This window comes from Actinomyces sp. ICM47 (genome assembly GCF_905369875.1).
GTDB lineage: Bacteria > Actinomycetota > Actinomycetes > Actinomycetales > Actinomycetaceae > Pauljensenia.
Genome location: NZ_CAJPJE010000008.1, coordinates 13,310 through 37,348, shown reverse-complemented (window position 1 = coordinate 37,348; position 24,039 = coordinate 13,310). Strand labels below are relative to the sequence as shown.

Genomic DNA, 24,039 nt, shown 5'->3' with positions numbered 1-24,039 from the left:
GTGTCACGGATCGCGGTCGGGGTATCAGCGGGGCACGCGGGCGCGCAGGAAGCGCATACGACCGGCCAAGTCCGCCTCTGTCGCAGCGTCGACCATTCCGACGGAGGTCGCGTAAGCGCGCAACGCCTCGTCCTGGCTGGGCGAGTGCTCCATCAGAAGCAGGCCGCCCGGACGCAGAAGCGTGAGGGCACGGCGGATGATCCGCGCGGGAATATCCAGTCCGTCCTCGCTTCCCCCGTAGAGGGCCGAGTGCGGATCGGCGCTGGCCTCGGGCTGGGTGGGCATCTCGTCGGCCGGAACGTAGGGCGGGTTGGTGACGACCACGTCGACCAGACCGTTCAGGAAGTGGAGGGTCGCGGGGTTCGTTGCGTCGCCGCGTTCCAGGTGCACGCCGCGCGCGCCGATACGGTCGCGGTTATGGCAGGCCAAGGCGAAAGGATCCGGTTCCTTTTCGACGGCCCACACTTCGGTGCGCGCGGCCTCGGTGGCAACGGCCAGCGCGATCGCCCCGGAGCCGGTGCACAGGTCGACGACGCGCGCCTCGCCGCGGCTACCCACGACGGAGCGCGCCTCGTCAATGGCCAGGCCCGCCAGGACCTCTGTCTCCGGGCGCACGATGAACATGCCAGGCATTGCGGTCAGGACCAGCGAGCGGAAAAACATGCGTCCCGTGACGTGCTGGAGGGGAATACGCAAGGCTCTCTCTGCTACGCCGCCGCGCAGCTTCTCCGCCTGTTCGGGGTCGAGGACGGTGGGTAGATCCCACTGCGTGGTGACGTCGCACGCCCACTCGAGGAGCTCGCGCACGTCGGCGTCGACCGAGTCAACCCCGGCCTCGTCCAGGCGTGCGCGCGCCCACGCCCGGGCCTCGTGCAGTCCCCACTGACCCTCCACCTGCGCGCTCATGCGTTCGCGGCGGCGGCCAGGCGTTCGGCCTCATCGGCCTCCTGCAGGGAGGAAATGACGGCATCGAGCGCGCCCGACAGAACGGCATCGAGGTTGTGGGCCTTGAAGCCCGTACGGTGATCCGCGATGCGGTTCTCCGGGAAGTTGTAGGTGCGGATGCGCTCGGAGCGATCCACGGTGCGCACCTGGGACAGGCGCTGGGCCGAGGCCTCGGCCTCCTTCTTTGCGCGAGCCTCCGCAGCGAGGCGAGAGGCGAGGACGCGCAGGGCCGCTTCCTTGTTTTGCAGCTGGGACTTCTCGTTCTGCATCGACACGACGATGCCCGAGGGAAGGTGGGTGATACGCACGGCAGAGTCGGTCGTGTTGACGGACTGGCCGCCGGGGCCGCTCGAGCGGTAGACGTCGATGCGCAGGTCGTTAGGGTCGATGACGATCTCGTCGTCGTCCTCGATCTCCGGCATGACGAAGACACCGACGGCGCTCGTGTGGATACGTCCCTGGGATTCGGTAACGGGCACGCGCTGCACGCGGTGGACGCCGCCCTCGTATTTGAGGTGGGCCCACACGCCCTCGTCGGGGGCGGGTGTGCCCTTCGCACGGATCGCGAGCGTGATGTCCTTGAAGCCGCCGAGCTCCGTATGGGTCGCACTCAACTCAGTAACGCTCCAGCCGTGTGCCTCGGCGTAACGACCGTACATGCGCGCCAGGTCGGAGGCAAACAGCGCGGATTCTTCGCCGCCTTCACCGGCTTTGATTTCGAGGATGACGTCCATCGCATCCTCGGGGTCGCGGGGAGCCAGGATTTTGACGAGGGCCTCATGGGCCACTGCTTCCTCTTCTTCGAGGGCTGGAATCTCGTCAGCGAAGGATCGGTCTTCGGCAGCCAGTTCGCGGGCAGCCTCAAGGTCCCCCGCCGCCGTGCTCAGCCGATCAGCGGCGGCCTTGACGCGGCCAAGCTCAGCGTACCGGCGGCCGACGCGGCGCATCAGCTGGGGGTTCGTCAGTGTCTGTGGATCAGCCATCTGGGCCTCCACCTGCGCATATTCCTCCAACAGCGGGCCCAGTGCGCCCAGCTCATCCGTCGCCGCCACGATTCACCACATCCTTACGAGTCAAACGTTTGAAAAAGCGGCGGCGCCGCCAGCCTTCAGGCCGACGACACCGCCGTCGAGCTATCCGCTCACCCTCATCACTTCGAGGGGCGCACGCGCTTGCCGTAGCGAGCCTCGAACTTGGCGACGCGGCCGCCGGTGTCGAGGATCTTCTGCTTGCCCGTGTAGAACGGGTGGCAGGCCGAGCACACGTCCACGCGCATCTCGCCGGAGGTGAGCGTGGAACGGGTGTGGAACGAGTTGCCGCACGTGCAGGTCACGACGGTGTCCACGTATTCGGGGTGGATGCCCTTACGCATGGGATACTCCTGGATCGTTTGGTGCCCCGGGTCCGGACATGCAGCGTTCCTCGCATCTGACGGGGATTCGCCCTCCAGCGCGCGCAAGCGCCTGGGGCATGCCGGTGAACCGGTAAGCCGACATGTCATTATGGCACAGCAGCCCAACGCCTTCAACGATGGATGCCATCAGGTGAGCGTGAGATCGGCTATGGGGGTCGGCCTCTCCTCTGCTCAGAACGACGAGGATGAGCCTGAGCCGTGGAAGCCACCCGAGCTCGACGTGCCGTGCGAATGGGAGGACGAGAGGCTCACACGACTACGGTTGCGATAATCATTCGCGGTACCAAGGTTTGCCGGCGACGTCAGGTAGGTCTCGTATGAGGCGCTATATCTCGTGATTCCGTCATAGACGATGTAGCGGTTGAAGTACGCGGGCGGCACGTAGACCGGCGCGTTGTAGGCCATGAAACGCCCCGATGGGATAGCTGCGCTTCCACTCAGGTCGATGCCCGCGCAGTGCGCTGTCAGGCGAATCGTGACAGCGGGATTGTAGGAGTGCGACCAGCCGTCGACGGAGTACGTGCCTATGTAACGCAGATCGTAGTCCTTGAGTTTTTCTCCCTTGCCCGCCTGCCAGCGGGAGTAGCGCCTGCGTCCCATCCACGATGTGTCGGCCGCCAGCACGTTCTCGACGAACACCGCCAGGCGGAGCCTGGCCTCGTTCGCAATCCAGTCAAGGCACTCCAAGGCCTTGGCAGGTGTCACCTCTGCTCGCTCGATGCTGCCTTGCAGGTTCTTCACGGCCACGCGCTGCTCGTTCGTCCACGCGCTGAGGGTGGCATACAAGGTGATGACGTGCTGATAGTTTGTCCGGTCCGCAGCCGTGCGCGCGACCAGGTCCACCACGTCCAGGTCCTCGAAGACCGACCCCACCTCATTGGCCCACACGCTGCGCCAGTTCGGGGAAAGCGCGAAGAACTCACACGCTGCCTCCATCGCTGTGTCCGCGTCCGACAGGTCCTGAAAGGCTTGGGTGAGCGACCGCATCGTTGTCTGTTTCCCACGAGCCGAGGCGATGTGGGCACGCACCTTCTCGCGCTCCGCCCGCGCAGCCTGGTAGCGCGCGGTCAGGCCACGCTCATAACCCCCTTCGGCGAGGAGCGCAGCAAACGAACTCTCGACCCCGATGTGACGCTTTTCCATAGCGTTCCACTGTTCGGCGAGCGGCCTCGCGACCTCGTTTGGCCGACGGCGGGCTTTCCCACCGATCAAACAGACGACGATTCCGGCGGCCGTCGTCGTCCACGCGTAAAGGGGAGGCCACGGAACGATATTCCCCTGACGCTGAGTGTTCTCGCCCGGGATCAGCGCCGCAGCCTTGTTCACCGCGGCGACGATGCCTTCGCTCCAACGCCCATTGCGGAAGTCATCCTTCGCCGCATCCTGGACGTCCTTCTGAGCAGCCAGGGGAAGAACGACATCATCGCCGACATAGGTACCCACCATATGATCAGCGGGCGACACGACTAGGATTACATACCCATTCGCCCAGGTCGAGCCGCCCGCGCTCAGCCACTCCGGATGATTGGCGCGCGCGTAGGTGACCACCGCCTGATCCATGTCGTCGCCACTGAGGCTATCGGTCGACAGGACCACGAGGTGAACGGCGCGCGTGAAACGAACGTCCTCGAGGACGGCATTCAGGGGACGACCGCCGATGTCGCGAAAACTCCCCGTCTCGTCGTGGACCTCCACGACGGGCGTGACCGGGTTACTCTGCTTCGGTACCGCATGGACATTGACGTAGTAGGCAGTGCCCAACCACACGGGCGCGACGAGGAACAGGAGGAGACCGGCCACGAAGCACAGGACGCGCAACGATGTGGGTGGATGCTCTGCTTCCCTGTCAGCCCCGTTGAGTGTCATAGATATCATGGCTCCACTCTGGCATGAATGACGGTCGGTTGCTCGGTATCCCGCGTTCCTGCTGTCAAGCAGTCTGACGGGCGACGTACATGACTGCTGCGCCGCTCAGGCCGACGAGGAAGCGTCGCCGCTGCCGTCCACATCCTCAGTCAGGTATCGATCAAGATACATCGGCAGCAGATAGACGAACGAGCGACCAGCCGTCAGGACACCGGTCGCCGGGGCTGCCAGCCCGTTCAGGTCGACGCCTGCGGAGTTTGCAATCAGTCGGATCGTGGCTGCCGGATTGTACTCGACGTCAGTGTCTGCGTCCTCGCTCCAGTAGGCCCCGTCATACTCGGCGTTAGCCGCGGTCAGGCTGATTCCCGCGCCCTTCCACCGCGCGTAGCGTGCGCGTCCCTGAGACGAGGCATCGGTGGCGAGCGTCGCCTCGATGAGTTCGGCGATGCGCGTGCGCGCATCATTGGTGATTTGGTCGAGTTCTTCCAGCGCCTGTGCGGGAGTGATCTGCCCGCCCTCGAGGCGCTTCCCGAGGTCGTGTACGGCGTCTTTGTGATCACCCACACGCTCCCTGAAAGCCTCAATATCCGTCAGGATGTGCGGGTCCGTACCGATTGCTTCGAGGCTGTCTGCGACGTCATCGAGGACGTCCAAGTCTTCGAAGACCGGGCCGACCTCGTTGCTCCACACGTCGCGCCAGCCGGGCGCACACGCGAAGAAGTTGCGCGCAGCCATGATTGCGGCATCCGCGTCCGCCAGGTGATCAATGCCCGCAAGAACCTCATCACCGTCACCTCTTGACGTCTCGCTGAGCGATGCGAAGAAACCCGGCGACTGGTGCTCGGCGATTCGAGCGCCGACCCTGGCGCGTTCGGCTTGGGCGCGCTCGTAGCGCGCTGACAGACCGGCCTCGTAGTGCCCGGCACCGACGAGCGAGGAGAACACGCGCTCAACCTGCCCGTGCTGCCCCTCCAGGGCCACCCATTTGTCTGCGATCATCGTCATTTTCTGACGTCCCGAGCGCCGAAGATCCCAGCCGTGCCACAGCACGCCTATTCCGCACAGCACCATGACCCAGCCGGTCCAATTAGGCCATTCCACCGCGTCCCCCATCCCGTGACGGGCCTGGGTATAGATGGCGATTCCCAGCTGAAGAGGAGCCACGAGGACAAGAAAAAGCCCCAGCACGAGACGCAAACAACCACGCACGCCGCTCCACAACCGGCGCGAGGTTTCCCGCGTAGCCTGCTCATCGCTCTCGTTCGGTGTCGTGTCCGCCATGCCCCAACTCTGGCACACACCACAGCCGGTTGCCCGGTATTTACGCGCGCACCCGAGAAGAAAACGGGGCGAACGGCTCTCGCCACTCGCCCCGCGTTAACCCGCCGCTCACTCGGAGGGCGTCGTCTTCTGGATAAGCATGAGGAACTCAGCGTTCGACTGGGTTTCCTTGAGCTTGTCGAGGACCAGCTCGAGGCCCTGCTGCTGGTCGAGGGTGCCCAGGACGCGACGCAGCTTCCACATGATGCGCAGCTCCTCGGGCGCAAACAGCAGCTCCTCGCGGCGGGTACCCGACGCGTTGAGATCGATCGCCGGGAAGATGCGACGCTCGGCAAGCTGACGCGAGAGGCACAGTTCCATGTTGCCGGTGCCCTTGAACTCCTCGAAGATGACCTCGTCCATCTTCGACCCGGTCTCCACCAGCGCGGAGGCGATGATGGTCAGCGAGCCGCCCTCGGAGAGGTTGCGGGCCGCGCCGAAGAACTTCTTGGGCGGGTAGAGCGCGGACGCGTCGACGCCACCGGAGAGGATACGGCCCGAGGCGGGCGCAGCCAGGTTGTAGGCGCGAGACAGTCGCGTCAGCGAGTCGAGGAGAAGGACGACATCCTGGCCCAGCTCCACGAGGCGCTTGGCACGCTCGATTGCGAGTTCGGCAACGGTCGTGTGGTCCGATGCGGGACGGTCGAAGGTGGAGGCGATGACCTCGCCCTTAACGATCGAGCGCATGTCGGTGACTTCTTCGGGGCGCTCGTCCACCAGGACGACCATGAGGTGCACCTCGGGGTTGTTCAGCTCGATGGCCTTGGCCATCTGCTGGATGACCATGGTCTTACCGGCCTTGGGCGGCGAGACGATGAGGCCTCGCTGCCCCTTGCCGACGGGCGCGACAAGGTCGATGACGCGCGGCGTGTAGGCCTTCGGTGAGGTCTCCATGCGCAGCTGCTCGGAGGGGTAGACCGGCGTCAGCTTGCCGAATTCGCGACGCGCCTGCGCCTGCTCAATCGTCATGCCGTTCACGGAGTCGACGCGCACGAGGGCGTTGTACTTCTGGCGCTGACGCTCGCCCTCGCGGGGCAGGCGGACGGCACCGGCGACCGCGTCACCGGCGCGCAGGCCCCAGCGGCGCACGTTGCCGAGCGTCACGTAGACGTCGTTCGGGCCGGGCAGGTAGCCGGAGGTACGCACGAAGGCGTGGTTCTCCTGGATATCGAGGATGCCGGCAATCGGGGCGAGGTTGTCCTCGCCGCCGCGCGCAGGGCGCGCTTCGCGATTCTCACGGCCCTCACGATTCTCACGGTTGTCGCGATTCTCGCGCTCGCGACGGGAGCGACGTCCGCGTTCGCGGCGTCCACGCCGTCCCTCAGTGTCGTCGCCGTCGGGCAGCTCGATGTTCAGGACGGTCTCGACGACGGTCGTGTCGGGTTCCGGCGTGGATTCACTGCGTTCGGAAGCGGGCAGCGGCAGATCGAGGGTGACATGCGCGGGTTCGACGGCCCCCTGGCTCACCGCGCGACGGCGGCGTGAACGACGGAGCCCCTCGGCTGCGGGCATCTCAACGGCGGGCTTGTCGGCCAGGGGGACCTCGGGCTGCGCGGGAACGGCCGGGGTTTCAGACGACGAGGCAGGGGTCTCCTCTCGGGGAGCGGCTTCCTGCGTGGTCGGAGCGCTGGCGTCGTTGCTCAGGAGCTCGATCAGCTGGGGCTTGCGAAGCTGGGAAATGCCCTTGAGACCGCGGGACGCGGCCAGAGCTTTCAGCTCAGGCAGCTTCATCGCCGACAGCGACGCGGTCGTCATCTCGGCGGGGTTTTCGTTGCTCACGAAGTGGTCCTTACTGGAATGCGCCCAAGTCGGGCGAGGTGAATTGCTCAAGCACACGAAAAAGCTTGATGGAAGAAGATGCGCAATGAGGGCGCACCGCAATGATCGGAGTCGAGCATTCGACTCGGACCTGAAAAAAATATAGCAAGACCGCCAGCCAGCTGTCGATCAGACAGCAAAACTGACGGTGCTTGCGCAGAAACTCACAGATGAGAGGCTAGTTAGAACTCCACCTTCGCTAAAGATCCACGTGTGATCTGCACGCCGGAAGCGGCGACCGTGAGGGGGAGGACACGCCACCCGGAGTCCGCGGCATCGCTGCGGATCTGCGCACCAACGGGTTCCAACGAGATGACGGTGGGTCCGGCACCCGAGACCACGGCGGCGTACCCCGCACCGCGCAGCCAGTCGACGAGGGCCAGCGAGGGTTCCATGGCACCGCGGCGCTGCTCCTGGTGGAGGCGGTCGCACGTCGCTTCCATGAGCACCGCGTGCAGATCCGCTCCCCCGCTGGCCTGCGCATGACCGGACAGGATCGCAGCGAGCGCGCTCGCGCGGGCGACGTTGAAGCGCGCATCCGCGTGAGACACGTTCTCAGGCAGCGCAGCGCGGGCGGTGGCAGTACGCAGCTCGAAGTCGGGAATGAAAACGACGGGAGACACGCCCGTCGGCGGGTTCAGCCGAAGCGCACCCACCTCCTTCGTGTCCTCGTTCATCCAGGCGACGGTGGCCCCTCCATAGACGGCGGGCGCAACGTTGTCGGGGTGTCCCTCCAGTTCCGAGCCGATCTCGAGGATCTCCTGGCGCCCCAGCACGTCCGGGTCGCCGATGAGCGCACGGGCCAGCGTCAGGCCGGCGACGATTGCGCTCGCGGAGGAACCCAGGCCTCGCGAATGAGGAATACGGTTCATGCAGCGCATGCGCACCCCCACCTGGGGAGCGCCCGCATGGTCCAGGGCCAGGCGCAGGGCACGAACGACCAAGTTATCCTCACCGAGGTCGACGTTGCCGGCCCCCTCGCCTTCGACGACGACAGAGGTCGGCCCTGTCGTCGCGTGGATCGAGACCTCGTCCCACAGGTCGAGCGCGAGGCCCATGCAGTCGAAGCCGGGACCCAGGTTGGCGCTCGTCGCGGAAACCTTCACTGCGACAAAGTCATCGTGCACGCGCACCTCACTCCCCCTCAACGCGGATCGTGGAGGTCACCTCGCGCACAGCGTCGGACACGGCGAGCGCACGAGCGACGGCACGCAGGTCGGCCTCGCGGGCCTGGTGGCTGGTCACGACGATGACGCACGCACCGGGAACCTCGTCGTTGCGCTGGTGCACCGACTGGATCGAGACGCCGTGGCGGGCGAAAATACCGGCGACGTCGGAGAGCACGCCGAGACGGTCCTCGACCTGTAGGCGGATCTGGTAGCGCGTGTGGGTCGATCCCGGATCGAGGATCGGCAGATGGGCGTAGACGGATTCGCGCGGGGCGTGGCCTCCGAAGGCGCGGTGATGCGCAGCAGCCACGAGGTCGGACAGGACGGCCGAGGCCGTGGGAGCTCCGCCGGCACCCTGGCCGTAGAACATGAGGCGTCCGGCGTTCTCACCCTCGACCAGAATTGCGTTGAAGGCGCCGTCGACGGAAGCCAGCGGATGGTCGGATGGCACCTGGGCGGGGTGGACGCGCATGGCGACGCCTTCGCGGCCATCCTCACCGATGCGGCGCTCGGCGATGGCCAGGAGCTTGATGGTATGGCCGACACGAGCGGCCTCTTCCATGTCCTCCTTGGTGATATTGGAGATACCTTCGACCGCAACGTCGTCGATGCCGACGCGCGTGTGGAAGGCCAGCGAGGCCAGGATGGAGCACTTCGCTGCGGCATCCAGGCCCTCGACGTCTGCGGTCGGGTCGGCCTCAGCGAAGCCCAGGTCCTGCGCCTGCTTGAGGGCTTCCTCGTAGCTCAGGCCCTTGGAACTCATCGCGTCCAGGATGAAGTTCGTCGTGCCGTTGACAATGCCCATCACGGTGGTGACGCGGTCGCCGGCCAGCGACTCGCGCAGACCGTACACGACGGGGACCGCGCCGGCCACGGCGGCCTCGTAATAAAGGTCCGCGTCGTTGGAAGCGGCTGCCTCGTACAGTTCGGGACCGTGGGCGGCCAGCAGTGCCTTGTTGCCCGTCACGACCGAAATTCCCTGCGTGAGGGCGCGCAGTACGAACGTGCGCGCAGGCTCGATGCCACCGATCAACTCGACCACGAGGTCCATCCCGTCAATCGCCTCAGCAGGGTCCATCGTCAGCAGCTCGCGATCAATCGGCGAATCACGCGGAGCATCCACATTGCGGACGAGGACGCGACGAACCTCCATCTCAGTGCCGGAACGAGCCGCGAAATCCTCGCGGCTCGACTGCAGGATGCGAATGACCTGGCTACCGACAGTTCCAGCTCCAAGAACGCCAACTCCGAGGACCGGACGGGGTACAGACATAGGAATTTTCTCCTTCGTGAAACGGGCACTGACACCAGTGTATGTGGTCAAAGCCCCCACTTTCTTTACGGGGACCTTCGTCCTACAATTGAAGTGTAAGAGACTTAAGACCCACACCCCTGAGACACAGAACATAGGTCGATAGACGCAAGCGGTTGTCCCGCCTCATCGGTCGTAGGACAATAGACCCAAGCGCCGGAATCCGGCGCACTGACGGAGCTTTGCTCCCTACAACCGTCCCCACAGGGATACGGAAAGATCCGAGAAGAGGAAGAATGACGACAGCAGACCAGAAAGCCTGGGAAGGTTTTGTCAAGGGTAACTGGTGCGATGAAATCGACGTGCGTGACTTCATCCAGCTGAACTACACGCCGTACGAGGGCGATGCCTCGTTCCTGGCGGGTCCCACCGAAAAGACCATGCGGGTCTGGAACACCCTTGAGGAAAAGTACCTTTCCGAAGAACGCAAGGTGCGCATCCTCGACGTTGACACCGACACCCCGGCTGACATCGACGCTTTCAAGCCCGGTTACATTTGCGAGGACGACAACGTGATCGTCGGCCTGCAGACCGACGCCCCGCTCAAGCGCGCAATGATGCCGAACGGCGGCTGGCGTATGGTCGAGACCGCCATCCACGAGGCCGGCAAGGAATACAACCCCGAGGTGAAGAAGATCTTCACCCAGTACCGCAAGACCCACAACGACGCGGTCTTCGATATCTACACCCCGCGTATTCGCGCCGCTCGCTCCTCCCACATCATCACCGGCCTGCCGGATGCCTACGGCCGTGGTCGCATCATCGGCGACTACCGCCGCGTGGCCCTGTACGGCGTGGACCACCTGATCGCCGAGAAGCAGAAGGACAAGGATCGCTACGCCGACCAGCCCTTCTCCGAGCACTGGGCACGTTACCGCGAGGAGCACTCCGAGCAGATCAAGGCCCTCAAGAAGCTGAAGAACCTGGCTCAGTCCTACGGCTACGACATCTCCGGCCCCGCCACCAACGCGCACGAGGCCGTGCAGTGGACCTACTTCGGCTACCTGGCTTCCGTGAAGTCCCAGGACGGTGCCGCCATGTCGATCGGTCGACTCTCCGGCTTCTTCGACTGCTACTTCGAGCGCGATCTGAAGAACGGTACGCTGGATGAGTCCGGCGCGCAGGAGATCATCGACGCCCTCGTCATCAAGCTGCGCATCACCCGCTTCCTGCGCACCATCGCCTACGATCAGATCTTCTCCGGTGACCCCTACTGGGCCACCTGGTCGGACGCCGGCTTCGGCGACGACGGTCGTACGCTGGTCACCAAGACCTCCTTCCGTCTGCTCCAGACCCTGGTGAACCTCGGCCCGGCCCCCGAGCCGAACATCACCATCTTCTGGGACGAGAACCTGCCCCGTGGCTACAAGGAGTTCTGCGCTCGCATTTCGATTGAGACCTCCTCTATCCAGTACGAGTCCGATCCGCAGATCCGCGCCCACTGGGGCGACGACGCCGCCATCGCATGCTGCGTCTCCCCCATGCGCGTCGGCAAGCAGATGCAGTTCTTCGGCGCTCGCGTCAACGCCGCCAAGGCTCTCCTCTATGCCATCAACGGTGGCCGCGACGAGATGACCGGCAAGCAGGTCATGGAAGGCTACGAGCCCGTCCAGGGTGACGGCCCGCTCGACTTCGACGACGTGTGGAAGCGCTACGAGGAGATGCTGGACTGGGTCGTCGGCACCTACGTCGAGGCCCTCAACATCATCCACTACTGCCACGACCGCTACGCCTACGAGGCCATCGAGATGGCACTGCACGACGCCGAGATCGTGCGCACCATGGGCTGCGGTATCGCCGGTCTGTCCATCGTCGCCGACTCCCTGGCCGCGATCAAGTACGCGAAGGTCTACCCGATCCGCGACGAGACCGGCCTGGTCGTCGACTACCGCACCGAGGGCGACTTCCCGACCTACGGCAACGACGATGACCGCGCCGACAACATCGCCGCGACCGTCGTCCACACCGTCATGGACAAGATTCGCGCGATCCCCATGTACCGCGACGCGATCCCGACCCAGTCGGTCCTGACGATCACCTCGAACGTCGTCTACGGCAAGGCCACCGGTTCCTTCCCGTCGGGCCACGAGAAGGGCACCCCCTTCGCCCCCGGCGCGAACCCGGAGAACGGCATCGACACGCACGGCATGGTCGCCTCCATGCTGTCGGTCGGCAAGCTGGACTACAACGACGCGCTCGACGGCATCTCGCTGACGAACACGATCACCCCGCAGGGCTTGGGCCGCTCCAAGGAAGAGCAGATCCAGAACCTGGTCGGCATCCTCGACGCGGGCTTCGTCCCGGACGATTCCTGCGCCTACGACGGCACCAAGGGCTACTGATCCACCATTGGCGGGGGTCGATGTGCAACCTGCGTTGATCCCCGCCACCCACCATCGTGGGCGCACCGCAACCCGGTTCGCCCAGCCGGCACCGCCGGCGTCTCACAAGTAAGGAGAAATGTTATGGCAACCAAGACCTACGAAGAGCGTCTCGCTGACATGAAGGCCGCTCGCGAGGAGCGCGGCGACAAGGACGGCCTGTACCACGCGAACATCAACGTTCTCGAGGAGTCCACCCTGAAGGACGCCATGGAGCACCCCGAGAAGTACCCGAACCTGACCGTTCGCGTCTCCGGCTACGCCGTGAACTTCGTCAAGCTCACCCGTGAGCAGCAGCTGGACGTTCTGTCCCGCACCTTCCACCACTCGGCCTGATCGGTCGAATGTAGTGGGGCGTCGGGCGTACGCGCGACGCCCCACTACTCTGTATGCCGCTGTCGGCCAATCCCACCGACCTACCCCGGCCTCGTTCCTGCGTGAACACCGCGCCCCATCCCCTCGAAGAAGGAAACATGACGCAGACCCTCGCTATTCCGACTTTTCGCGAGCAGGACTTCCAAGCCCCCCAGTCCCGCACCGTCGGTGCGGGTGTTGAGGGCCTTGAGGAGATCACGGACCTGGAGCGTTCCGAACGCCTGCGACGCATGCGCGAGGGCACGCTCGGTTCGATCCATTCCTGGGAACTCGTGACAGCCGTTGACGGTCCCGGAACGCGCATGACCGTGTTCCTCAATGGTTGTCCCCTGCGCTGTCTGTACTGTCACAACCCCGACACGTTCCTTATGAAGGATGGCGCACCCGTGTCCGATACGGAACTGCTGTCCCGTATTGCGCGCTACCGCCGCATTTTCCGCACAACGAAGGGCGGAATCACGCTATCCGGCGGTGAAGTTCTCATGCAGCCCCATTTCGCCAAACGCATCCTCCTGGGTGCTAAGGAGATGGGCGTGCATACGTGCATCGACACCTCCGGTTACCTGGGCGCGAACTGCGATGACGAGATGCTTGATGCCATCGACCTCGTGCTCTTGGACGTGAAGAGCGGCGACCCCGAGACGTACAAGAAGGCAACGGGCCGCGATCTGGCTCCCACGATCACCTTCGGCGACCGCATCGCGGCACGCGGCGGTGACACCCGTATCTGGATCCGTTTTGTCTTGGTTCCGGGTCTGACGGACGACCCTGACAACATCCGCATGGTTGGCGAAATCGTCAGCCGCTGGAAGGACGTCATCGACCGCATTGAGGTTCTGCCTTTCCATCAGCTCGGCAAAGACAAGTGGCATTCGCTCGGCCTGGAGTACCAGTTGGAGGATGCGAAGGCCCCGACACCCGCAGCAACGGAGGACGTGCGCAACTACTTCCGTTCGTTGGGTTTCGAAGTCCACTGACCCACGCACGCATAGAAGGACCTCGGGAGGATTGAGCTAGGCTCGCTCCCCCGGGGTCCACGTGCATCCGCTTGACCCCCAGCCGCGCTCGGCCACATACGCGCGCGAGTCCTCACGGTAGGGCGTATCGAGGCGATCAACGTAGAGGGTTCCGCGCAGGTGGTCGTACTCGTGTTGGAAGATGCGAGCGAGCCATCCGCGAGCACTCGCCTGGACGGTGTTCCCGTCGGCGTCGTAGCCGCGTAGGATCACTCCGAGCGCGCGACGTAGCGGGTACTGGACACCGGGAACGGAGAGGCAGCCTTCGGACTCGTTCGTCATGTCGGGCTGCGTGGGTAGAATCGCGCCGACGCCATCGTTATCCCAGACGAGTTCGAGCGTCGGGTTGACGACGACGCCGCTCATTGCGGAGTTGTAGCTGCGGGCTGCTCCGTCGTTGAGTCCCAGGATGTCCTTGTAGCGCCGATCAAAGGCACCACCACCGCGATAGGACCAGACGAAAAGCTGGAGTCCGACGCCCACCTGCGGAGCGGCTAAGCCGACGCCGGGGGCTGCGTGCATCGTCTCGATCATGTCGGCCACCAGGTCGCGCAGGGTTGAGTCGAAGGATTCGACGGGGTCCGCGACCCGGTGGAGGATCGGCTCGCCCGTGATGTAGATCGGCAGGATGGTCATGCCCGCTCCCCCGTTTCCCCGAGGCTTATAACGCCAACGCTGGCGGCTTCGATGGCGCGCGGCACGCTCGGGTCGAGTGCCTTGATGACGCGGGCGGGGTTTCCGACGGCGACGGAGTTCGGGGGAATCGAGCGCGTGACGACCGCGCCCGCGCCGATGATTGAGTTTTCGCCGATGCTCACGCCGGGGCAGACGACGACGGAGCCGCCCAGCCACACGTTGTCCTCGAGGGTGATGGGCGCGGAGGATTCCCACTTGGCGCGACGAGGCCCGGGTTCGGTCGGGTGGATCGCCGTGTAGAGGGAGCAGTTCGGTCCGATGAGAACGTCAGCACCGATCACGATAGGAGCAACATCGAGGGCTGTGAGGCCGAAGTTGACCCAGGAGCCGTCCCCGATGGTGATGTTGTAGCCGTAATCGACGCGCAGGGGCGGGCGGATGTCAACGTCCTCCCCCACCTGTCCGAGGACCTGGGAGAGCAGGTAGCGAGCGATGTCTGGGTCGCTCGGGTGAGCCTGCTCGTAGAGGCCAAGGAGGCGAACGGCCCGCCTCGTGAGTGCTGAGAGTTCATCGTCCGCAACGTAGTAGTCGCCGTCGCGCATGCGTCGGGCGGGCGTGCGCCCATCGTCGTGGAATCGGGGGTCGTCGAAATTGGTTCCCGGGGAGATGGTCATGCGACCAGGGTAGTCGAGGCCCTCTCCAGTCGCGGCGCGCGGCGCGCGTCCAAGTGGCCCAGGAGTGCGTGCAGCTGGGAGATGTCGGCTGCGGGGTCTTCGGGGTGCCACTGCACGCCGATAATGGGGGCATCGATCGACTCGATGGCCTCGATCGTTCCGTCGGGAGCGTAAGCGCTGACTTGAAGGCCTTCGGCGAGGCGTGCGACGCGCTGGTGGTGCGCCGACGAAATGACCAGCTCTGAGTCAGTGAGGACGGGAGTAAGGGCACGCTCAAGGTGGCTGTCGGTCTCGACACGCACGCTGTGGCGAATGAAGCGGTGATCGGAGAGGATCGTGGGGTTCGTGTGGGTGCCGTCCGCACCGTCGATATGCTGTTCGAGGGTGCCGCCGAACGCGGTGTTGATGATCTGCATACCGCGGCAGATGCCCAGCAGCGGTGTGCCGGTGCGGGCGGCGTAGTCGACGAGAGCGAGCTGTCCCTGGTCGGCGCGGTACCAGTGGCGACCCTCGCGGTTGTAGCCCTGCGAACCGCCGTAGTTGAGCGGATGGACGTCCTCGCCGCCCATGATGATGATCGCGTCGGCGGCCTGTGCACGTAGCGCTGCCCCCTCGGCTCCGTCCTCCTGCGCGTACTCGCGAATGACGTTCCAGGTCGGCAGAGCTGCCTGGAGAAGACGATCCCACAGGCGCATGCAGATGTTGTTGTATGCCTCGTCCCCCGGCCGTGCCGGCAGGACGTTGGAAATCAACAACGTCGGCTTCGTGTGGTTCGTCATGGCCTCTATCATGGCAGGCGACGGGTCGGCGCGCGCGTTGCGTTCACAAAATGGCGTTTTGTGACAGCGCGCGTCCACGTCGTAGGCACTGCGAAAAGTGCGCGTTTCTCGCGTGAAATCAACGGACGAGGCCGGGGTAGGCCACGCGATCACGCGTCCACGCCCCGGCCTCGTCCCACGAAACGAACGCTCAGGCGAGCGCGCCCATCGGATCCCACGCGGGCAGATGCAGGGGTTCCTCCGTGATGACGGCGCGCAGATCGGCGGGCAGGTCGTCCACGTGCACGGCCACCTCGAAGACGTTGGCGTCGAACCAGGCGGCGTCCATCGTGAAGAAGCCCTTGTCGCCGTGGTCCTCGCCCCAGGAGTTCTCCACGCGGAAGCGGCGGCCCTCCCCGACCTCGTCAATGTCGACGCCGGTGAAGAGCATCGCGTGGTTCATCGCGGACTCGCCGGTGTTGACACGCTGTTCCTTGGAGGTGGAGAAGTCCACGCCGAACATGTTGTCGAAGTCGTAGAGCCCCTCAACGAACAGGCCGGAGGTGCGATCAGACTGCTGGCTGCAGTCGGCACCGAACCAGACGGCCCGGCCCGAGGCGAGGATGGAAGCCGTGATCTGACGGATCTGCTCGACGGGGGTGTTCACGTACAGGATCGGGCGACCGCCGACGACATTGCCCATGTGGTCGACGGTCAGGGTGTGGCCCTTGGGGTGCTCGGCACGCGGGTCGTCGACGAGGCACACGTACTGCGTGAGGTCCACGTCCACGTAGCGGGAGTAGAACTCGCGCGGGGTAAGGACGCCATCGCGGTGGAACTCGCCCGAATCGTCACGCCACTCCCACTCGAAGGAGGCCGGGGGCTCGCCCAGGCAGATGACGAGGATGCGCCACACGTCGGCCAGCGCAGCTTCCTTGACCTCGTTGATCTCTTCCTCGGAGGCTCCGTCTGCGACGAGGGCACGAAGCTCCAGGGCGGTGCGGCGCAGGACGACCTTCAGGCGGTTGTTCATCGGGGCGGTGTGGCCCGAGGATTCTGTCTCGGGCATCGCGGTCTTGGGGACGAGGCCGTGCTTGAGGTACAGGGATACAGCCATGTCCCACTGGCCGCCGTCGGAGAGAACGTCGCCGAGGAGGAACTGCAGGAGTCGGCCGTCCAGATCTTCGGTCGCGGCCGTAGCAATGATGTCGGTCAGGAAGAAGTTAGCGCGCTCGAACTTGTCCCAGAAGAGGACGTAGTTCTGCGAGAACTCGAAGTCCTTGAGGCCCAGATGCGTGCGGGTTGTCGAGCGCAGGAGGTTCAGAGAGGAGAAGAGCCAGCAGCGGCCGGACTTCTTTTGGGAGGTGACCTTCCAGTCGTCCACCTTGTGAGAAACAACCGTGGGGGTGGCGACGACCTTCGCGCGGTCGAAGGCGACGGATTCGACGCCGGCGTGGGAAACGGCGTTGCGCGCCACCGTGCGGGCGCTGTCCGAGTATGCCTGAAGGCGGTCAATCAGCTCGTCGGTGATCTCGTGAGCCATAAGTCTGGGCATCCTTTCTATCGAGAGTCATTCTCTATAAGAATACGCCTGGCGCGTGATGCGAACGACTCGACTCCGTTTAGAATGAATGTGTTTCATGTTCAGTGAACGCACAGGAGCATTCATGGTTACGGTAGGCGCATCGGGGCGCGAAGTGAGTCTCACGGCCGGAGACTATCGGGCGCGGATTGTCACGGTCGGCGCGGGCCTGGCCGGCTTGACGTATCGGGGCCACGAGCTGATCATTCCCCACAGCGTGGACGAGTGTCCCCCCGCCTACCTGGGCAAGGTGCTCATGCCCTGGCCGAATCGCATCGCCGAAGGCACCTATTCGTGGGAAGGAACCTCCTACGACCTGCCCGTCAACGAGCACGCTTTCGGCACGTCTCTGCACGGCTTTGTGGCCTTCCAAGAGTGGGAAATCGCCGAGGCCGACACCTCCTCGGTGCTCCTGCGCACTCTCATCCCGGCGCGCTACTCCTACCCGTGGACGCTCGTTGCGTCCGCTCGCTACAGCCTGGATCCGGAGCGCGGCCTCGCCGTCGAACTGTCGGCAACGAACATCGGCGAGGGCACCGCCCCCTACGGCGTCGGATTCCATCCCTACATGGCTGTCGACGGTGTACGGGTGGATGATCTGGAGCTTGAGAATCCCGCGTCGATTATCTACAAGGCCGACGCCTCCATGATCCCGGTCGCCCCCCACGACGTCGCTTCCTTCGGCCTTGACTTCCGCTCCCACGCCCTCATCGGCGCTTCCCTACTGGACCACGCGTTCGGTGGTCTGCCGGAGGGCACCTGGACTGTCACGCTGCGTGACCCCGCCTCCGGCGTCGGCGTATCGCTGTCCTCGGATGCTCCCTGGCTGCAGGTCTACTCGGCGGACAACATCGGCCGCGTGGGCGTTGCCGTCGAGCCGATGAGCTGTCCACCCAACGCCTTCAACTCAGGCACGGACGTGGTTGCCCTGGCGCGTGGCGACAGCTACACGCTGCGCGCACGCATCGCGGGCACCGTCACCGCCTAGTAGGCTCCGGCGGCAGCGCGAATCAGCGTCAGGGCGACTGCGCCAGCCGTGGAGGAACGCAGGACATTGGCCCCCAAGCCGACTGTTCGAGCTCCGGCGTCCACCAGCTGAGCGGTCTCCTCCGGACCGATTCCTCCCTCGGGGCCGACAATCAGGGCAACGCGCGCGGGCAGGGACCCATCCGTAGCGTCCCCCTGCACCCGTGCAAGGGCAGCTCCCAGGGACTGCGTGGCCTCTTCGTGACAGACGAAGGCCACCCCGGCCTCGTCCGTGAGGGCGCGCACCCAAGAGGCCAGCTCACGACTGTCCGTCACCGCCTCAACGACGGGCACGTACGCGCGGCGTGACTGCTTAGCGGCTGCCCGCACGACGCCCTCCCATTTGGCGCGGCCCTTCTCGGCTTTCGGTCCCCTCCACTGGACAATCGCGCGCTGCGAGGCCCACGGGATGACCCGATCAATACCGATCTCGGTGCAGATTTCCACGGCGGCCTCGTCGCGTCCGCCCTTGGCCAGGGCTTGGACGAGGATGATCTCGGGGCGCGGACTCTCTTCCTGAACAACCTCACGCACCACGAGGGACAGCGAAGACTTGTCAGCCCCCACAACCTCGCAGGTCAGGCGCAACCCGCGCCCGTCGGCGACGTCCACCCACTCCCCTGCGCTGATGCGGCGCACGGAAGCAGCGTGACGACCCTCGCTGCCCCCGAGCGTCGCACGCTCCCCCACCGCCAGCGACGAGGGAACGCAGGAGAGGTCCTCAGCGAGAAAAACGGGCCGTGTCATCGCGCATCAGCCCATAAAAGTGTCGCGCAGCTTGTCGAAGAACGTCGGCTGCTGGCGGTAGGGCTCCACGCGGACCTCACCGCGCACCTTCGCGAGTTTTTCCAGCAGTTCGCGCGACTGATCGTCAAGCTTCTTCGGGATTTCGATATCCACGTGCACGTGCATGGCACCACGGCCCGAGCGCTGCAGGTGGCCGACCCCCAGACCCTCCAAGACGATATCGTCGTTGGGCTGCGTCCCCGGGTCGATCGTAACGTTCTTCTTCCCATCCAGGGTGTCGAGTTCGAACTCGGTACCTAGGGCGGCAGTCGTCATCGGGATCGTGATCCACGTGTGCAGGTCGTCTCCGCGGCGATCAAACACGGGGTGCTTCTTTTCGCGGATGGACAGGTACAGGTCTCCGTTGGGGCCGCCGCCCGTACCGACCTCGGCCTCGCCGCTCACGCGGATCTGGGTACCTTCGCTGGCACCGGCCGGAATGTTGATGCTCAGAGTGCGGCGCGTCGGAACACGACCCGTGCCGTTGCACTCGGTGCAGGGACTGGGGATCGTCGTGCCGAAACCCTGACACGTAGGGCACGGTGCCTGCGTCTGCATGCGGCCAAACAGGGAGTTCTGGATCTGCGTGACGAAGCCGGATCCCTGGCACATCGTGCAGGTCTCGGAAGAGGTACCCGGCTGGCACATCGAGCCGTGGCAGGTGTCGCACAGAACGTGCGTCTTGAAGGACACTTCCTTTGCTGCACCGAACGCGGCGTCCTCGAGGGTGATGTCCACACTCACCTGCTGGTCCTTGCCTCGGCGCACGCGCGAGGCCGGGCCGCGTGAGGAGGCACCGAATCCGCTGGCGAACACGGCCTCGAAGATGTCGGAGAAACCGGTGAAGGGCGCGCCCGCGCCAGCTCCACCACCGCGCAGGGCGTCGGGGCCGCCGATGTCGTACATCTGACGCTTCTCAGGGTTCGAGAGCGTTTCGTAGGCGACCGACAGCTCCTTGAAGGCTTCCTCCGAGTCCGCACCCGCGTAGTCCGGGTGGAGCTTACGCGCGAGCTTGCGGTACGCCTTCTTGATCTCGTCCTGGCTGGCGTCTCGGGAGACGCCGAGGACCTCGTAATAGTCTCTCACGCTTCCTGTTCCTTCCCGCGGGGGCGCTTATTCGTCGTCTGATCGGTCATGGACTGCATGGTCAGTTGGTATTCTCCTGGGCCAGGTACCTGGACAAGTAGGCGGCGACGGCTCGCACGGAACTCATGGTGCGCGCGTAGTCCATCCGCATGGGGCCGACGATTCCCAGGTGCGCGCTTCCTCCACTCTCGTCCGCCCCGGCACGGTAGGTTCCCGTGACCACGGCGGCCTCAGCCAGGGCATCATGGGGGTTTTCCGCGCCGATACTCACGTGCAGGTCTTCGCTGGGGTCGGCCTCGGAAAAGAGACGCATGAGGACGACCTGCTCTTCGAGGGCGTCCAGGACGGGGGCAATGTCGCGGAAGTCGAGTGCTCCGCGCGCCAGGTTGGCGGCGCCAGCGACGACGATCTTCGCCTCACTGGCTCCGGAGAGCACATCGGTGAGTGCCGCGCCAACCGCATCAACCGCACCGCTCAGCTCAGGCCGACACGAGGCCGTGGCCGCCTCCGCGCACGAGCGCACAGTTTGTGAGGTGGCGGCTTCACAGTGAACCCGCAGGTGGTCGCGCACCTGGACGACCTGGGCATCGTCAAGGGGGGTATCGAGAGTGAGGGTCCGCTCCCCTACCTCTCCATCGGTCGTGATCGCGACGATGAGGACGCGGCCCGGAGCGATACCGAGAACCTCGAGGTGCTTGAGGGTACGCACGCGCGAACCCGGGTATTGCACGAGGGCCACCTGATGGGTGACCTGCGCGAGCAGTCGAACGGAGCGTTCCACGACGTCATCGATATCGACGGACTCGGAGAGAAACGTTTCCAGAGCCTGGCGTTCCGGGGCACTCATGGGCTTGAGCTGGGCGAGGCGGTCAACGAAAACGCGGTAGCCGCGGTCGGTCGGGACTCGCCCGGCAGAGGTGTGGGGCTGGTAGATGAGTCCGGCTTCCTCCAGGACCGCCATGTCGTTGCGGATCGTCGCGGATGAGACACCCAGACCTCCCGCAGCGATGGCTTTTGAGCCGACAGGTTCGCGAGTGGCCACGTACTGGGTGACGATGGCTCGCAGGACGTCAAGCCTGCGATTTTGCGCGCTATTGCGTGCCATCTCACTCCCTTCGCCCTGGCACTCTCTTTTTCTGAGTGCCAATGCTACTCCCCGCGCCCAAGCCGAGGCGACCCGTGCGCTGCCGGATATGTGCGCTCATTGCGAACCTCACGGCCACGGTCCGCCTCACTGCGCCCAGGGCACCGTCACGAAGTCGATGAGTTCTTCGACGCGCCCCAGCAGCGCGGGTTCTAGGTCGCGATACGTGCGCACAGTAGAGAGGATGCTCTGCCTGCCCATGGCGATGTCACGCTGGTCGGCGTGCGGCCAACCGAGGGCGTCAAGGGTCCCATGCTTGATATCGATACCACGTGGAACGTCAGGCCAGCGTTCAAGGCCGACGCGAGCGGGTTTCACGGCCTGCCAGATGTCAACGAAGGGGTGTCCGAGGACGAGAACCGCGCCCAGCCACCTGCGCGAGACGGCCTCGGCGATACGCGATTCCTTCGACCCCGGAACCATGTGGTCAACGAGGATGCCCGCGCGCGCTGTGTCCGCAGGACCGAAGACCTCCAGGACCGCCTCGAGGTTGTCGACGCCCTCGAGGAGCTGGACCGCGATGCCTGCCTCTGCCAGGTCCTCTCCCCACACATGCTGCACGAGTTCGGCATCGTGGCGTCCCTCCACCCAGATACGCGAACGCTTGGCAACCTTCGGGCCGCTCGATGTGGGGGCAAACGAACCGGAGTTCGTGATACGCCGCCCCGTCGCGCTGACCTGCACAGTCGACGAGGCCTTGGCGGCCTTGGGTCGTGGAGGCAGCGCCTCGATGGGACGCCCCTCCAGCCAAAAGCCGGGACCCAGCGGGAAGGACCGACGCACTCCGTGCCGATCCTCGAGTTCGACGAGGTGAACACCGCCGGACTTTTCGACGCGCGTGACAGCTCCCACCCAGCCGGAGGACACGTCCTCAAGGACCATGCCGATCTCGACGTGTACGGCCACCGAACGCGGGCGACGGGCACCGGGACCGTCTCGATGCGGGTCGTGGGCGAAGATATCACGCCCGTAGGGATCTGCTGTGCTCACCCGGGATACTCTAAGTGGCGTCACCCGAACGTCTGGAGCGCCACGCGGACGAACAGCGCCACCAGCGCAGCCAGAATCCAGGAGGAGATCGAGCCGATCAGGAACTCCTCGGCCTTTTCACCCGTGGAATCCTGCGAGATCTCAGGGAATCGAATGACGCCCTTAGCCGCGACGACCGCGCCGATAGCGACGTCCGCACCGGCACCCACCAAGACGATGACAAGCAGGCGTTCAAGGGGACCAATCCAGCGTCCTCCACGCAAGGCAGGCCCCTCTTCTTCAGCTATTGCCACGTCAGTATCGGCACCCGACGAGGAAGCGAGGCGCAACGAGTCCTCGTCATCCTCAACCTGCGCGCCGTCGCCCTCTGGCGCAGCTACTCGCGCGCTCCCGCCATCGAGCTGGTCGGTATCGGCGGGCATCGGAGGCAGGACAGGAGCGTTAATCCACCCCGGAACGGGGTCCGTCGCTCGGCCTCGGGCACACATGAGGATCGCGGTGATGAGATGGTTGGCGGGCCCCAATGCCATAAAAGTAATGGCAATAATGAGGTCAAGTGGCCGCACATCAAGCAAGGACAACGCGGGATACTGCCCCGGTTCCACGATTATCAGAGCTACGAAGCCGATGGTGGCCAGCGCCCACCTAGTGAGCACGCCGCGAGCGGACCCGTCCACCAGGTCCCATCCGAACCAGACAAAGGCGAGCACGGTACCCGTCACGTTCGCAAACGTACTCACCCCAAGAACGAGCCACGAATAGAGCACGACCCCAATGATGAGCGTGACAAACAGTACGAGGCGACGCGACCACCGCCTCGGATCGGACGTCAGTAGGACTGTTAGCTCCGAGGCAGCGATGCCAAGAAGAAGAGTTTCATGCACGAGTGGCCTCCGCAATGAGAAGAGAGGACTGGATGAGCCCCGCCCCCGTGCCCCGCGCGAAGTCTGAAATTGCCTGTTGCGAGAGCTTTTCGACGCGCGCAATCTCCACCTGCGTCTTACCGAGCAGGAGCGAGGCGGTGATACGACGGTGGCGAGCAGAGAGTTTGAGGATCGCATGGTCACGCAGGCTCAGCAGCGCATTGACCACGGTCTGGCAGCTTGACGACACGTAGGTTTCCACGGAGGCATGAGCTACAAACCACGTGCGAATAAAGGGGTTGGAGGAATCCTGGACATCGTGCGCGCGATTGATAGCCGCACGCGCAGCCCACCACGCCGACCCGTCCTGGAGGGATGTTCCTTCACCCGCGCGAGGACGCGCCGGTGCCTGACGATGGACACCGGAAGAGAACTCTTCGATACGACCCGCACCAATGCCAAAACGTAGCTGAAGCTGAGGAGGCAGCAGAAGCTGAGTACGCAACGTTAAGAGCAAGGCGTCTTCAAGGGAGTAGGCGACAGCCTGAAATTCGTCACCCACCGTCGGGTAGGGGGCTTCCAGGAGACCAAGCCCCTCAGCAGCCCTCTCAAGAGCAGCTTCAAAGATTCTCTGAGCCTCTGCACGATTGGTCAACGTACGAGAGCCCACGATGTCAGCAATGACAGCGTACCGCAGAGTCACAGTCCCACACTTTTCCTTGTATACCGCTCTCTACAAGTCCGATTATGGAGAAGTCTTGTAGACAGCTCGGCTTCACATGACAACTCTAGGGGACCATACTTCAACCACGATGTCAACATTATTGCGACGTAATCGGAGCTTGTCACACCCTATACAAGCACAAACTGACAAATGG

22 protein-coding genes are annotated in these 24,039 nt (G+C 64.6%); 4 read left to right on the top strand and 18 right to left on the bottom strand.

Features of this window, described 5'->3' with window-relative positions; all coding sequences use genetic code 11:
* Nucleotides 1-24 precede the first annotated feature (24 nt).
* From QZ149_RS02975 to QZ149_RS02940, 8 genes are all read right to left on the bottom strand, one after another.
* Entirely contained in the window at nt 25-906 is an 882-nt protein-coding gene (locus tag QZ149_RS02975) for a HemK/PrmC family methyltransferase (protein WP_291449798.1), read from the bottom strand.
* On the bottom strand, nt 903-1,997 hold the full coding sequence (prfA, locus tag QZ149_RS02970) for a peptide chain release factor 1 (RefSeq protein ID WP_291449796.1): 1,095 nt from the start codon (nt 1,995-1,997) through the stop codon (nt 903-905). Before prfA ends, QZ149_RS02975 begins: the two co-directional genes overlap by 4 nt.
* Nucleotides 1,998-2,095: 98 nt before the next feature.
* On the bottom strand, nt 2,096-2,317 hold the full coding sequence (rpmE, locus tag QZ149_RS02965) for a 50S ribosomal protein L31 (RefSeq protein ID WP_009648831.1): 222 nt from the start codon (nt 2,315-2,317) through the stop codon (nt 2,096-2,098).
* A 213-nt stretch (nt 2,318-2,530) separates the two neighbouring features.
* Nucleotides 2,531-4,234, bottom strand: coding sequence for a DUF5129 domain-containing protein (locus tag QZ149_RS02960; RefSeq protein ID WP_291449794.1), 1,704 nt, complete (start codon nt 4,232-4,234; stop codon nt 2,531-2,533).
* A gap of 96 nt (nt 4,235-4,330) precedes the next feature.
* Complete coding sequence (locus QZ149_RS02955; RefSeq protein WP_291449840.1) at nt 4,331-5,389, bottom strand: DUF5129 domain-containing protein; 1,059 nt, start codon at nt 5,387-5,389, stop codon at nt 4,331-4,333.
* 225 nt (nt 5,390-5,614) lie between these two features.
* A complete protein-coding gene (rho, locus tag QZ149_RS02950) occupies nt 5,615-7,324 on the bottom strand; it encodes a transcription termination factor Rho (protein WP_291449791.1) in 1,710 nt (569 codons plus the stop codon).
* A 221-nt stretch (nt 7,325-7,545) separates the two neighbouring features.
* Nucleotides 7,546-8,496: a homoserine kinase gene (thrB, locus tag QZ149_RS02945; RefSeq protein WP_291449790.1), complete on the bottom strand. Its 951-nt coding sequence runs from the start codon at nt 8,494-8,496 to the stop codon at nt 7,546-7,548.
* 1 nt (nt 8,497) lies between these two features.
* Nucleotides 8,498-9,805: a homoserine dehydrogenase gene (locus tag QZ149_RS02940; protein WP_291449787.1), complete on the bottom strand. Its 1,308-nt coding sequence runs from the start codon at nt 9,803-9,805 to the stop codon at nt 8,498-8,500.
* Between the two features lie 275 nt (nt 9,806-10,080).
* Here QZ149_RS02940 and pflB point away from each other — a divergent pair, with 275 nt between their 5' ends.
* The 3 genes from pflB to pflA all read left to right on the top strand — a co-directional run bounded on the left by pflB (nt 10,081) and on the right by pflA (nt 13,577).
* A complete protein-coding gene (gene pflB / locus QZ149_RS02935) occupies nt 10,081-12,186 on the top strand; it encodes a formate C-acetyltransferase (RefSeq protein WP_291449784.1) in 2,106 nt (701 codons plus the stop codon).
* 123 nt (nt 12,187-12,309) lie between these two features.
* The gene (grcA2, locus tag QZ149_RS02930) at nt 12,310-12,561 is read left to right on the top strand and encodes an autonomous glycyl radical cofactor GrcA2 (protein ID WP_009056454.1); all 252 of its coding nucleotides are present in this window, start codon (nt 12,310-12,312) and stop codon (nt 12,559-12,561) included.
* 137 nt (nt 12,562-12,698) lie between these two features.
* Nucleotides 12,699-13,577: a pyruvate formate-lyase-activating protein gene (gene pflA, locus QZ149_RS02925; RefSeq protein ID WP_291449776.1), complete on the top strand. Its 879-nt coding sequence runs from the start codon at nt 12,699-12,701 to the stop codon at nt 13,575-13,577.
* Nucleotides 13,578-13,613: 36 nt separating this feature from the next.
* Here the strand turns inward: pflA and QZ149_RS02920 are convergent, their stop codons facing one another.
* From QZ149_RS02920 to QZ149_RS02905, 4 genes are all read right to left on the bottom strand, one after another.
* Nucleotides 13,614-14,252, bottom strand: coding sequence for a peptide deformylase (locus QZ149_RS02920; protein WP_291449773.1), 639 nt, complete (start codon nt 14,250-14,252; stop codon nt 13,614-13,616).
* Complete coding sequence (locus tag QZ149_RS02915) at nt 14,249-14,926, bottom strand: sugar O-acetyltransferase (RefSeq protein ID WP_291449770.1); 678 nt, start codon at nt 14,924-14,926, stop codon at nt 14,249-14,251. The genes QZ149_RS02920 and QZ149_RS02915 overlap by 4 nt, the downstream gene beginning before the upstream one ends.
* On the bottom strand, nt 14,923-15,705 hold the full coding sequence (locus QZ149_RS02910) for a gamma-glutamyl-gamma-aminobutyrate hydrolase family protein (protein WP_291449767.1): 783 nt from the start codon (nt 15,703-15,705) through the stop codon (nt 14,923-14,925). The genes QZ149_RS02915 and QZ149_RS02910 overlap by 4 nt, the downstream gene beginning before the upstream one ends.
* Before the next feature lie 190 nt (nt 15,706-15,895).
* The gene (locus tag QZ149_RS02905; RefSeq protein WP_291449765.1) at nt 15,896-17,227 is read right to left on the bottom strand and encodes a C1 family peptidase; all 1,332 of its coding nucleotides are present in this window, start codon (nt 17,225-17,227) and stop codon (nt 15,896-15,898) included.
* A 124-nt stretch (nt 17,228-17,351) separates the two neighbouring features.
* On the opposite strand from QZ149_RS02905, the gene QZ149_RS02900 reads away from it, so the two are divergent.
* Complete coding sequence (locus QZ149_RS02900; RefSeq protein WP_291449763.1) at nt 17,352-18,254, top strand: aldose-1-epimerase; 903 nt, start codon at nt 17,352-17,354, stop codon at nt 18,252-18,254.
* Here QZ149_RS02900 and QZ149_RS02895 read toward each other — a convergent pair.
* From QZ149_RS02895 to QZ149_RS02870, 6 genes are all read right to left on the bottom strand, one after another.
* Complete coding sequence (locus QZ149_RS02895) at nt 18,251-19,039, bottom strand: 16S rRNA (uracil(1498)-N(3))-methyltransferase (protein WP_291449760.1); 789 nt, start codon at nt 19,037-19,039, stop codon at nt 18,251-18,253. The genes QZ149_RS02900 and QZ149_RS02895 overlap by 4 nt on opposite strands.
* A gap of 6 nt (nt 19,040-19,045) precedes the next feature.
* Nucleotides 19,046-20,164 (bottom strand): molecular chaperone DnaJ, encoded by a 1,119-nt coding sequence (gene dnaJ / locus QZ149_RS02890; protein ID WP_291449757.1) that lies wholly within the window; start codon nt 20,162-20,164, stop codon nt 19,046-19,048.
* Nucleotides 20,165-20,225: 61 nt separating this feature from the next.
* A complete protein-coding gene (gene hrcA, locus QZ149_RS02885) occupies nt 20,226-21,269 on the bottom strand; it encodes a heat-inducible transcriptional repressor HrcA (protein WP_291449755.1) in 1,044 nt (347 codons plus the stop codon).
* Between the two features lie 126 nt (nt 21,270-21,395).
* Nucleotides 21,396-22,298 carry a DUF3097 family protein gene (locus QZ149_RS02880; RefSeq protein WP_291449752.1) on the bottom strand — a complete coding sequence of 301 codons (903 nt, stop codon included), beginning with the start codon at nt 22,296-22,298 and terminating at the stop codon, nt 21,396-21,398.
* A gap of 20 nt (nt 22,299-22,318) precedes the next feature.
* A complete protein-coding gene (locus QZ149_RS02875) occupies nt 22,319-23,182 on the bottom strand; it encodes a hypothetical protein (protein WP_291449749.1) in 864 nt (287 codons plus the stop codon).
* Nucleotides 23,175-23,864: a SatD family protein gene (locus tag QZ149_RS02870; RefSeq protein WP_291449746.1), complete on the bottom strand. Its 690-nt coding sequence runs from the start codon at nt 23,862-23,864 to the stop codon at nt 23,175-23,177. Before QZ149_RS02870 ends, QZ149_RS02875 begins: the two co-directional genes overlap by 8 nt.
* Between the last annotated feature and the right edge of the window lie 175 nt (nt 23,865-24,039).